Source organism: Oceanobacillus piezotolerans (assembly GCF_003665065.1).
GTDB lineage: Bacteria > Bacillota > Bacilli > Bacillales > Amphibacillaceae > Oceanobacillus > Oceanobacillus piezotolerans.
This window is the reverse complement of record NZ_RCHR01000001.1, coordinates 583,943-595,398: the sequence shown is the minus strand read 5'-3', so window position 1 is coordinate 595,398 and position 11,456 is coordinate 583,943. Positions and strand designations below refer to the sequence as shown.

10 protein-coding genes and 1 pseudogene are annotated in these 11,456 nt (G+C 34.6%); 9 read left to right on the top strand and 2 right to left on the bottom strand.

What is annotated here, in order from left to right; all coding sequences use genetic code 11:
- Positions 1-82: 82 nt before the first annotated feature.
- Positions 83-256, top strand: coding sequence for a DUF2187 family protein (locus D8M04_RS03065; RefSeq protein WP_121521691.1), 174 nt, complete (start codon positions 83-85; stop codon positions 254-256).
- Positions 257-358: 102 nt separating this feature from the next.
- Here D8M04_RS03065 and D8M04_RS03060 read toward each other — a convergent pair whose 3' ends face one another.
- The gene (locus D8M04_RS03060; RefSeq protein ID WP_121521295.1) at positions 359-1,123 is read right to left on the bottom strand and encodes a tyrosine-protein phosphatase; all 765 of its coding nucleotides are present in this window, start codon (positions 1,121-1,123) and stop codon (positions 359-361) included.
- 341 nt (positions 1,124-1,464) lie between these two features.
- Here D8M04_RS03060 and D8M04_RS03055 point away from each other — a divergent pair, with 341 nt between their 5' ends.
- A complete protein-coding gene (locus D8M04_RS03055) occupies positions 1,465-2,016 on the top strand; it encodes a short-chain dehydrogenase (protein WP_121521293.1) in 552 nt (183 codons plus the stop codon).
- A gap of 300 nt (positions 2,017-2,316) precedes the next feature.
- Entirely contained in the window at positions 2,317-3,186 is an 870-nt protein-coding gene (locus D8M04_RS03050; RefSeq protein WP_121521291.1) for an EAL domain-containing protein, read from the top strand.
- Positions 3,187-3,221: 35 nt separating this feature from the next.
- Here D8M04_RS03050 and D8M04_RS03045 read toward each other — a convergent pair whose 3' ends face one another.
- Positions 3,222-4,187, bottom strand: coding sequence for a GGDEF domain-containing protein (locus D8M04_RS03045; RefSeq protein WP_121521289.1), 966 nt, complete (start codon positions 4,185-4,187; stop codon positions 3,222-3,224).
- A gap of 495 nt (positions 4,188-4,682) precedes the next feature.
- On the opposite strand from D8M04_RS03045, the gene D8M04_RS03035 reads away from it, so the two are divergent.
- From D8M04_RS03035 to D8M04_RS03010, 6 genes and pseudogenes are all read left to right on the top strand, one after another.
- Positions 4,683-7,214: an AAA domain-containing protein gene (locus tag D8M04_RS03035; protein ID WP_121521285.1), complete on the top strand. Its 2,532-nt coding sequence runs from the start codon at positions 4,683-4,685 to the stop codon at positions 7,212-7,214.
- Between the two features lie 117 nt (positions 7,215-7,331).
- Positions 7,332-7,676 carry a VOC family protein gene (locus D8M04_RS03030; protein ID WP_121521283.1) on the top strand — a complete coding sequence of 115 codons (345 nt, stop codon included), beginning with the start codon at positions 7,332-7,334 and terminating at the stop codon, positions 7,674-7,676.
- A 141-nt stretch (positions 7,677-7,817) separates the two neighbouring features.
- Complete coding sequence (locus tag D8M04_RS03025) at positions 7,818-7,970, top strand: ATP-binding cassette domain-containing protein (RefSeq protein WP_121521281.1); 153 nt, start codon at positions 7,818-7,820, stop codon at positions 7,968-7,970.
- A gap of 286 nt (positions 7,971-8,256) precedes the next feature.
- Positions 8,257-8,964 carry a hypothetical protein gene (locus D8M04_RS03020; protein ID WP_121521279.1) on the top strand — a complete coding sequence of 236 codons (708 nt, stop codon included), beginning with the start codon at positions 8,257-8,259 and terminating at the stop codon, positions 8,962-8,964.
- Between the two features lie 40 nt (positions 8,965-9,004).
- Entirely contained in the window at positions 9,005-10,210 is a 1,206-nt protein-coding gene (locus D8M04_RS03015; RefSeq protein WP_121521277.1) for an alanyl-tRNA editing protein, read from the top strand.
- A gap of 207 nt (positions 10,211-10,417) precedes the next feature.
- Positions 10,418-11,385, top strand: a pseudogene (locus D8M04_RS03010) (LAGLIDADG family homing endonuclease).
- Positions 11,386-11,456 lie beyond the last annotated feature (71 nt).

The following is an 11,456-nucleotide window of genomic DNA, read 5'->3' as shown; positions in this document are numbered from 1 at the left end:
TTAACTTTCTTATTCACAAAATTTAATATATCATTAAGTTAAGATACAAAAATACTTTAATAAGGGTGGATGCGGCGTGAGTATGAATCACCATGCTGAAATTGGCGATAAAATCGCATTTAAATCTGGAGTAAAAGGAATCGTAGAAAAAATTTATACGAATTCTGTTATGGTAAAAATCACAGAAAATAAAACAGATCAAATATTTGAAGGAAACAAGACGATAGTAGGACATAAACATTATGAGATTGTATAATCCAACCAAAAACAACGCCTATCTTAGTTAGAATGGGCGTTGTTTTTTCTCTTTGAAATTTAAAATGAGGATAGAGGGCAATATCAATCCCACTACCGTGTTTTAATCTTCAATAGCAGCCGCTACTGGTACATCTTGATAGTCCTCAATAAATCGTTCCTTAACCAATTCGACTGTTTCCTCTGTTAATCCGATATGTTTAAGATAATTCTCCGCATCTCCAAAGTTTTCGTACACATAGTCATAAGCTTTTAATATATCCTCACGATCTGATATTAGAAATCTAGGATTATCTACCTTTAATTTCAACTCATGAAGAGATTCCAGATTAGAGAAGGAGACTTCATAATTGGATACAATATCTTTCTTAACAACGCCTGCAAGCCAAAGCAACAGCATTGCTAATACACCTGTTCTATCTTTGCCGACCTGGCAGTGAAACAGCACACAACCTTCCTCCGCAGATGCAATTGTTTCAAATAGAGCTTTTACAGTATTATGCTGCTTAAGGAGCTCTATATAGAAATCCCCCATTGTAAAGAAATCTGCGTTGTCACGGTATCTTGTAATATCAGAAGCTCGTTCTGTAATAAAGGAGATGTTGTGATAAGTGAAAGAATTTAAGTCTGCTAGTGGATTATAGAATTGTTCAATTTCATCTTTTCTTCTTAAGTCTATGACGGTATTGACTCCGTACTCTTTTAGAAAGGCAATATCTTCTGTTGTTAGTTTACTTAATTCACTGGATCTTAAAAATGCGTGCCATTTTGTTTGCTGCCCGTATGCAGTGTTGTAACCGCCAAGATCACGACAGTTTTCAATTTCTCCAATAGGTAAACGAACCCAGTTTAATTTTGCATTTTTCATGTAATCCCCCCATAATTTCCTTTTTTAAATACATCTCCTTTAGAACACATTATACTTTATACATATTAAGGTGGCGTTGCCTTTTTGTTAACTTTACTTAGTAATCTTTATGAGTGTATGATTATATTGTAACATTATTGGTTACTAAAAAGTGAATATATTAAACTATCTGATTAATAATATGTTAATATATATTGGATATATTCTTCCTTAGTTTATTTATAACTTAGTTACTATAATCTGCATAGTCGTCTAAGTTTCCATTTTCCTAAGACATCAGGTGAATGAATAAATCTTTTTTTATTAGATATGATGACTAAATTATTAAAGGGGAGAAAAAAATGAAACATGCTTTAGTTGTTGGCGGAACAGGAATGTTAAAGACCACTTCCTTATGGCTAACTCAAAACGGTTACCACGTATCGATTATCGCTAGAAGTCAAGAGAGGATGGAACGATTGATCATGGAGGCAAACGATCCTTCATTAATCACTCCATTGTATGTAGACTATACAGATACCTTCACATTAGAAGAAAAACTTCGTGTATGTATTGAGATAAATGGTCCAATTTCTTTAGTTGTTGCGTGGATTCATTCCATAGGAAAAAAAGCTTTGTTCACAATCATAGAGGAAGTAACAAAGTGTGATCTGCACTGGGATTTATATCATATACTGGGAAGCAGTGCTAATTTCAGTGAAATGAAAGAGAGAGCAAATGTACCCAGTCAGTGTACGTATCACCAGATACAGCTCGGTTTTGTCATCAACAATGGGAATCAGTCAAGATGGCTGACAGATTCAGAAATATCGAATGGAGTAATCCAAGCGATGGAGGATAAGAAACTCATCCATACTGTAGGTAGGCTGGAACCTTGGGAAAAGCGACCATAGAAGAAGTCGAAACTCATATACTTGAACCCTTTTATAATTCGTTTTCTCATCATTTTTTTAATTTTACATCTGAGACAGTGTAACAACATAGACTAAAATTTGCTGCAAATATATAAACTTAACTCTTGTAAACTAACCCAACTATCAACATTTTTCAAGTAGAGTTTTTGAAATAAAGCAAAGATACTAATAAGCTTTATTCTTTACATTAAATTAACATAACTTAATAGGTTCCTTAATATTTAACCTTTAAAATTAGAATAAGCATCACGACAACTTTATTCAGCTAAAGGTGGAACTATGAAAACAAATCTGATTAATAAATCGATGCACTTTATCCGATATTTAAGTGCAAATCGCAAATCAATATACCAGGATTTTAATAAAAATGAAGAAATTTTACGTCTTTTACATACAGAAAGGTTCCAAACCTTTTTCCAACCGATTGTTTCTCTACATAATGGTTCAACGATTGGTTATGAGATATTAAACCGTCCTGAGCAAACGCCTAACTTTCCGACTACCGATTCATTTTACGATTATGTGGGAGAAAGTAAACATTTGTTTTTAGTAGAACGTTTTATCCGAAACTTAGCTTTAGAAAGATATCAAAAGCAGGTTAATTCACTAAGTAAGAAGGATGACGCTATTATCTTTCTCAATATTCAGCCCCAAGTATTAGCCGATCCGAGTTATCAAGAAGGAATTACACTAGATTTATTAAGCAATCACAATATTGCTGCTAACCAAATTGTACTTGAGCTTACTGAAAAAGAAGCGGTAGTTAATTATGCGAAGTTCGAAAAGATTATAGAGGATTACAGGGAACGAGGTTTCCAAATTGCCGTAGATGATGCGGGAACAGGTTATAATAGCTTGCAAACACTGCTTTATTTGAAGCCAGAGTATATTAAAATCGATAAGTCACTGATTCGGAATATAGAGGAGCAAACAGAAAAGCAGCACTTAGTCGAACTTATTCTGGAATTTGCTTTTAAATTTCGTACAAAAGTAATAGCGGAAGGTATAGAAACTGCCGAGGAATTTGCTTACTTGCGTAAGATGGGAGTGGATTTTGGGCAAGGTTATGCTTTGGGTAAACCTCGACCAACACTCCATACAGGCACTTTGCCAGGTAATTATATAAATAAAGCAATTCAATACATATAAAAAAAGATCGAACAATGTGCTCGATCTTTTTTATTTCAATATATTTGTTTTTGAATGTCATCTAAAGTAAGAAATACACTACCTTCTGTGGCTTTACACTTCATTTTTACAGCTGCCGCTTCTTTACTTAATGCATCAACAGACGAGATAGATACATGTTTATTCTGTATAACAGCGATGGATATACTTACCAATGGAACATTCTCTAGTTCTCCTTTTCGGTTTAAGGTTTTTACATATCCGCGCTGAATATCTTCATTGCGATAAAAACGTAAAATGGCTTGTTCAAACCTGGAAATAATCAATCTGCAGATATCCTCATGCAGATAGTGGGGAACAGCAGCAATAAAATCATCGCCCCCAATATGTCCAACAAAATGTTTGCTATTAGTAGTAATTGTATTTTGAATAATATTGGCAGTTTCTTTAATTAATTCATCGCCTTCTTTAAAACCATATGTATCATTGAATTCTTTAAAATTATCAAGATCAATATAAAATACCGTATATCGCTGATAACCCAGCACTTTTTCTAAGGTTGAATCAATAATATGGTTACCAGGTAATCCGCTTAATGGATTCGAATACTTAGCGATATTAATTTGTACTTCTGAAAGCTTCATGATTAGTTCACGAATACTAACAACTCCATAAAGTTGTTTTTGCTTCGTCACGATCACATAATCATAAAGACTTTCTTGCTTACGTTCCATTGCAAGGGTACTCACCTCTGTTAACGCTGTCGTATAATCCACAGTTAACAATTCACGGTCCATCACCAGTTCAATAGGGCGCTGCATAAAAAGATCGAACCCATATTTGGTTGATAGCTTTTGAAAGAAGCTGGTCCGCATTACCAGACCAATAGGCTGTGCCTCTAAAACTATTACAATCCCCTCTATGGAAGGCTGTTCAACAAATGTCGAATAAACCTTTTCACACCTTGTAGTTGGTGTTACGGTGATTGCTTCCCTTGCAATATCTCCAATTACGATATGCATAAAAAGTCCCCTCTGTATTCTTCAATAAATTTATTATTTTCCCTATATATGATGATTGTTTCAGTAGTACATAGCAAAGAATTCCATAGTTCAAATCCTTTGTTAGGGCCTTCTATGCATAAATTAAAGTGGAAGGACATAAATGGAGGATTTGGCCTCAGGAATTTATAGAATTTTGAGTTACTGCTATCTATCTTTAACCACTCTATTTATATTGTACAACTGAAATATTAACTTTTCGTAAACTCAGTGTTAATCTAAGGTATTTTTGTGATATTTTACCTGATTATTATGTACTATTTTAACTTATATGTCGCTTAAATTCCATCTAATTTGGGAAAATATGGAAATATTTTGCCAGTTAAAAGTATGATAAAATAGTTATTTACTAGATAAAAAGTTTCTATCTGCATGATTTGGAACGTAGGTGTTCGTCTATAGCTTAACTCAATACCTAGACATTAAGAAACCTTTTAGAATGGAAAGGACATCAACATGGCAACAATGGAAGACATAATACTGATTTGGAAGAAAGCTTTACAAATTGAAATAGAAGAGAACAAGAAGCAGGGAGGAAGGAAGCTTCCGCTTTTTAACGGAGAAATGATTAGCCGGTATGAAAAAGAAGCTATTTACTGGTTTAGGGCTCTTGAGGAAGCACGTTTGCCGGATGGCTCTCCGGTCGTACTCAGAATTCAAAATGAAGATTACCAAGGTGAAGTGCTTTCAACTAATGGATACGATTTGATCGTTAAAATTGATTCATATAATCGGAAAGAGATAGAAGAAGCCTTATTAATAAGTGAGTCATGGGAATTATTAGTTGCTCTAACAAACCGATTGCAAGAGAGTCTAGGACATTCCATAAAATCAAAAAGAATGGCAAGGGCGATTTCAGGTAAATCGAAAGCGAAACATCCTCAGGCTAAAAACCCTTTGCATGAAGTTATTCTTCGTGCAAAATATAATCCTACTACTTATATTTGGGGACCTCCTGGTACTGGTAAAACATATACACTAGCAAGAATGATTGCCAGGCACTATCAATCCGGTAAGAAAATATTGGTTTTGGCACAAAGTAATGCTGCAGTGGATGTCCTTGTAGAAGAGATAGCGAAGATAGTACAGCAAAAGAAAAGCTGGAAATCCGGAGAAATAGTACGATATGGTTTTAGTACCAATGAGAAACTAAAAACACTTCGGGATGTATTGTCTCAAGATATTATTGTACGAGAATATCCACATCTACAAGTAGACACTTATTCACTTGGAAAAGGACAATACAGTGATTCTGAATTAAGGAAAATTCGTATGCAGCGAAAGGAAAAAGAAGGCGAGCTTGCTGCAAACGCTAAAGTACTCGGAGTTACTTTAGCAAAAGCGATCATTGACCCTTTTGTTTTTAAAAATGAATATGACATGATTGTGGTTGATGAAGTAAGTATGGCCTACATTCCCCAAATTGCCTTTGCAGCATCGTTAGGGAAGAAGCTAATTGTTTGTGGAGATTTTAAACAGCTTGCACCGATTGCTCAAGCGAAGCATCGATTGGTAGAAAAATGGCTTCGGAATGATATTTTCAAAGTTACCAAAATTATTGATGCTGTAGATGCTGGTCTTTCTCACCCAAATCTTTTTATGCTGAAAACACAACGAAGAATGCATCCTGATATATCAAGCTTCACAAATCAATTTATCTATAAAAACATGGTTTCAGATGATAAGGCTATGGTGAAAAAACGAGAGCAGATTGTCCATAAGCTGCCTTTTCCGAATGAAGCTTCGGTATTAGTAGATACTTCTAAGTCGGGTACTTATTGTCTGAAGGATACTGCAACCGATTCTCGATTTAATGTAGTATCTGCGTTATTAGCCATGCAACTTATTCTTTCAGGTAAAGGAAATGGAAGCATCGGCTATATTTCCCCTTATCGAGCCCAAACAAAATTGGTGAATGCCTGTATCGACGCACTTCTTCCAGATAACCGGAAACAAATTGATACCGATAGAGTCATCGCAGCGACGATTCATACATTTCAAGGTTCTGAGCGAGATATTATTATCTTTGACCAGGTAGATAGCTACCCGCAACAACGTCCAAGCATTCTTTTAACCAATTCTAAAAGCGACCGTTTAATCAATGTTGCGGTAACAAGAGCTAAAGGGAAATTCATTACGATAGCAGATCGACAATATATTAAATCTAGAATTCCACAAGAGAAAGCTGTTCGTGCCTTATCCGATCATTTAGAAACCATGAATGGAAGCTATACCAAAAAGGATTTACCAAGGATATTAGCAGATACATTCCATCCTGATCTTCAATGGTTTGAAGGCGAACCCTTCGATAGATTGGCAAGGGACCTAAAGGCTGCTAAGAAGATAACCATTTCGGCTCCCTTTCCAGCAAAAATCAATACTAAACTTTGGCAATTATTACAGGCGATAAGTCGCCGTGTGGACATAACGTTCATTACTTCAAGAAAGCAGGATATTTTGCTCCGTTCTTATGCACTTATTCCTAGGGACATTGCAATGTCATTTATAGAAATCGACGGATCGACACTCTGGGTTGGAAGTCCGATTATGCATGGGCTTTCCTTTAATTCTGCTATTGAAGAACCATATTTGACCTGCAGACTTGCTGCTAGTAATGTAATTGAGCTTCTCAATCAGTTTTTAAGTTTAGAAGAACCAGTGCACTCAAATGAAGGAGAACAGCAAAAAGTAATAAGCCAGCGTCCTGACTACTCCTTACATCAATATGTGGCAACATGGGCACAATGTCCAAACTGTCGCAGTAACAGGAAGATTGACGTTTCTAGTAATGGGGCTACCAAGCTTATTTGCTCATATTGTGGAAGCAACAGCAACCCTCGCTATATACTGGAGAAGTATATGGAATATGTGGATTTACGCTGTAAAAGCTGTCATTCCACACTTGATGTTAAAGATGATTATCCTGTGAATGCCGTAGAATGCACAAACTGTAAGGAAGAGATTGCTATTAACACTTTACTTTCATAGAAATATTACAAGAAGACAGATGAATATGTTCATCTGTCTTCTTGTAATATAGGAGGAAATGCATTGCCTGTTAACGAATTATTATAGGGCGAGTTAATAGAAGGGAGAGGCCGAATTATGATCGAAAAAGAAGTTGGTGCATTGTTTATTCCAGTCAGTAATATTGAAAAAGCCAGAGATTGGTATTGTGATTTACTAGGGATTGAACCAGAAGGGGAAATTGTGCATGGCCATTTATATGTTATTCCAATGAAAAACCCTCAAATTGTGCTAGATAGTAAAATCTATGATCCAGAATCCATTTACAAAGTCCCAGCATTTCATTTTAATTCAAAGAATATTGAAGAATCGTATCTGGAGATGAAAAAGAAAGGTATTGAGCTTACGACAGATATTCAATTTGGCCATTATTTTAACTTTAAGGATTCAGATGGAAATCATTTAATGGTTTGTGCGTGTTAAAGCTAGTGGCTGGTAGATTAGAATAATCATACAATATCAAAAAGCGCATTCTCCTCATGCGCTTTTTGATATTAACTGCCATCTAAATGTTATAATGAAATGTAAATACATTTTGAATGGTAATTGTGACAGGAGCCTATAATGAATAATTTGATTGAACTAGAACATGTAACGAAAAAATACGCTAATAAAGGAATACTAGAAGAAATTTCATTATCAATCAAAGAGGGCGAATGTATTGGAATCCTTGGCAATAATGGGGTAGGGAAAAGATTAATACAACTTATTTCATAAAAGATAAGAATATTTATATAAAGGACCCTGCTTCCTCAATTAAAGAGAAATTAAAAGTTATTGAAGTAAAGCATATTGACATATCTGCTGTGAAGAATTGGACAGAAGTTGTAAAGGTAGATCAAAAGGAAGATCACTTGATCCTTTATGTTTATCAAAATAATAGCGATAAAATTTTAGCTAGAGTACTTGAGCAGAAAGGCAGTATAGAAGCTGTTTCAACTAACTCTATTAAATATAACGAAGATTATTCACCTGGGATATCCCAAGACTAGGAGAGATGATAATGATTGAATTAGCAAAGTATAGTTTAAGGGATTATATACGATCTCATAAATATTTCTTACCAATCGCTATGTATATCATTTTAATCGTCCTATTTTATACTTACACCCCAAATCCAATTATTGACAGCTATGCTGTGACTGCTTTATTTCTTTACATCATTTCCTCCTGGCTAGCGATTAGCGTTTTAGCATTAGACGATCCAGTCCAGACTCAAATTATCATTCTCCATATGCAGAGCAGGACTCGTTATTACTTATCTAAATTGCTTACCACCTTTATGATTGGTTTAGGGCTGAGTTTATTTGCTTTTGTATATCCAATCGTTTTCCAAATGTTTAGTGAATCCGTTTCGATACAGATCGGTTTTATTTCTTTTATTAATCATCTGCTTTTATCTTTACTAGGTTTGAGTGTTGGCAGTTTATTTAGTAGGAATTTAATGAGCAGCCCAATTAATTCCTACGGTGGATTAGCATTAACTCTTACCATATCGATTTCAGCAATAGGGATATATAGTATTTTACCTCATACTATAAGGAATATCGTTTGGATTATCCCTCCTTCCGTAATAACTCAATTACCACTAATGAATTGGAGCGGGGAATCCATCCTTGAATTATCAACTTTTCCATTTATCTGGATTATGTTGTATTCTTTTATAGCTATATTTATATTTATTAGACTATCTAATAGTAAGAGTTTATAATACTTTTCTAGTAAATTAATGCTTGCTAAGGAGTGATTTCATGCATACTGAAAGATTATACTATCAAGATCCATACATAGATACTTTCTCAGCCAAAATTCTTCATAAAGGACAAGATCAAAAAGGGCGTCTTTACGTAGTCTTGGATAAGACGGCATTTTACCCAACTGGCGGTGGACAACCCCATGATATAGGGACGTTGAATCATGTACAAGTATATGACGTAGAGGATGTAGAAGGGGAGATTAGGCACTTTATCGATGTACCCTTACAAGAAGATAGCTGTTACGGAAAGGTAAACTGGATACGTCGCTTAGATCATATGCAACAGCATGCTGGCCAACATATATTATCCGCTAGTTTTGAAGAACTATTTGGTTATAAAACAGTGAGCTTCCACTTAAGTACAGAAACATGTACGGTTGACCTTGACATTACAACGCTTACAGAGGAGGAAGCCAATAAAGCGGAAGAAAGAGTGAACCAAATCATTTTAGAGAATCGACCGATCGAAACTAAATGGGTAACCGAAGATGAAATCCATCAATATCCATTAAGAAAGGCGTTATCTGTCACAGATAATATTCGTCTCGTTATTATCCCTGAATTTGACTATAATGGCTGTGGCGGCACACATCCAAATAGCACGGGCCAGGTAAATCAGTTAAAGATTCTTCAGTGGGAAAAGCAAAAGAAAAAGATACGGATTCATTTTGTTTGTGGAACAAGAGTACTCAAGCAGCTGCACGAAAAACATCGGATTATCCAACGGTTAACCCCTTTGTTAAATGCTCCTCAAGAGGATTTAGAGTCTGCAGCAAAGCGGTTGATAGAGCAACAAAAGATCTTTGAAGCAACGATTAGTGAATTAAAAATGGAGATTTTAAAGCAGGAAGGAAGCAAGCTCATTGAAGAATCAATAGATACAGATCATTTTCATTTAGTGAAAAATATATCTATCGATAGATCAATCACAGAGCTCCAACAATTAGCAAAACATATCACACAAAATGAAGACAGTATTTTAGTTCTATTTGTAAATAAAAAGGAAGAAAAGCTTCAAGTTATTTGTGCGAGAAGTGAAGATCTTGATCAAAATATGAATCAACTATTAAAGGATGTTTTGCCTGCAATTAATGGAAAAGGCGGAGGAAGTGATTCCTTTGCACAAGGCGGGGGAGAGCCCAAGGTTTCTCCTGAAGATTTAATAGATAAGATGTTGAATGTAATATCGACTGATTTCTAGTCAATCAAAACAAGAGCTACTTGTTCTTGTTTTGATTTTTTATTATATTTAATAAATATTTCCATCCTAAAAGTTGGTGAACTTGAATTCTAGGTAAGTAAACAAAGTAATGTGCTTTATTCTTTAAAATAATTTAATAATAACACGTAACATATGGTATAATTACCAAAAAGGGAACAAACGTTCTACAAGGGAGGGCGACGTGTCATGAGTAACAGGAAGCGAACATTAACAACCGAGGAAATTATTACTCTTTATCAACAAGGGGAAAGCACAACAACTATAGCAAAGCTTGCTAATATATCATCTCGATATGTAAACATGATATTAGACGATAATAAAATAAAAAAACGGGCAAGAGGTAGCTGGAAACGGAAATATACATTGAATGAAAATTATTTTAAAATATGGTCCAACAATATGGCTTATATTTTAGGGTTTTTTGCTGCTGATGGGATGATTTCTGGGAAAAACCAATTAGTAAGCTTTGCGCAAAAGGAAAAATATATTTTAGAAGATATTAGAAAAGAGCTTGGATCCAATCATCCAATCCAGCAAAATAAGAAAACTGGTGTTTATATTTTAAATTTGAATAGCAAAATTATGAAAGATGATCTAATTGAAATACATGGAATGACAGCGAATAAATCCCGTACACTACAGTTTCCTCAAGTACCTGGGCGATTTTTGAATCATTTTATTCGTGGATTTTTTGATGGGGATGGATATATTAACTATGAAAAGTATACAGTGACCTTTGTTTCTGGTTCTGAAGTGTTTATAAATGTTCTACATGAACTGCTAGTGAGGAAAGATTTTTTCCGCAATTGGTTAGACAAGAAAATAATTTTAGACTTCATATTAGAGGCAGAAGATCTGTAAAAAGATTCTCAAACTGGATATACAAAGATAAAGAACTATATTTGCTACGTAAGTATAAGATGTTCGACAAAGAATTAGCTAAGCTAGAAGATCTAAATGATAGACATTTAGATAACACAAATTCAGGAATTAGAAGGCGTAAACTGAATTTCCTAGTGATTTTCGCTTTGACTAATTCTATAAATTTAACGTGTGAATGTATAGGAATAAAACCAGAAACACCAAAAAGATGGTATAAAAACGATGATCTTTTTAAACATAACTTAGATATTATTAACAGAATAGGGGGATGAAAAAACAGTTACTAATATAGCTGTTTATTTCTTTATAATTTTACTAGTTAACATAATCTTTATTATAGGAA

What these genes read in the sequence shown, in the direction of transcription:
- D8M04_RS03065 (WP_121521691.1), top strand. Translation starts at nt 83, where the DNA reads ATGAATCACCATGCTGAAATTGGCGATAAAATCGCATTTAAATCTGGA.
- D8M04_RS03060 (WP_121521295.1), bottom strand. Translation starts at nt 1,123, where the DNA reads ATGAAAAATGCAAAATTAAACTGGGTTCGTTTACCTATTGGAGAAATT.
- D8M04_RS03055 (WP_121521293.1), top strand. Translation starts at nt 1,465, where the DNA reads ATGAAACATGCTTTAGTTGTTGGCGGAACAGGAATGTTAAAGACCACT.
- D8M04_RS03050 (WP_121521291.1), top strand. Translation starts at nt 2,317, where the DNA reads ATGAAAACAAATCTGATTAATAAATCGATGCACTTTATCCGATATTTA.
- D8M04_RS03045 (WP_121521289.1), bottom strand. Translation starts at nt 4,187, where the DNA reads ATGCATATCGTAATTGGAGATATTGCAAGGGAAGCAATCACCGTAACA.
- D8M04_RS03035 (WP_121521285.1), top strand. Translation starts at nt 4,683, where the DNA reads ATGGCAACAATGGAAGACATAATACTGATTTGGAAGAAAGCTTTACAA.
- D8M04_RS03030 (WP_121521283.1), top strand. Translation starts at nt 7,332, where the DNA reads ATGATCGAAAAAGAAGTTGGTGCATTGTTTATTCCAGTCAGTAATATT.
- D8M04_RS03025 (WP_121521281.1), top strand. Translation starts at nt 7,818, where the DNA reads ATGAATAATTTGATTGAACTAGAACATGTAACGAAAAAATACGCTAAT.
- D8M04_RS03020 (WP_121521279.1), top strand. Translation starts at nt 8,257, where the DNA reads ATGATTGAATTAGCAAAGTATAGTTTAAGGGATTATATACGATCTCAT.
- D8M04_RS03015 (WP_121521277.1), top strand. Translation starts at nt 9,005, where the DNA reads ATGCATACTGAAAGATTATACTATCAAGATCCATACATAGATACTTTC.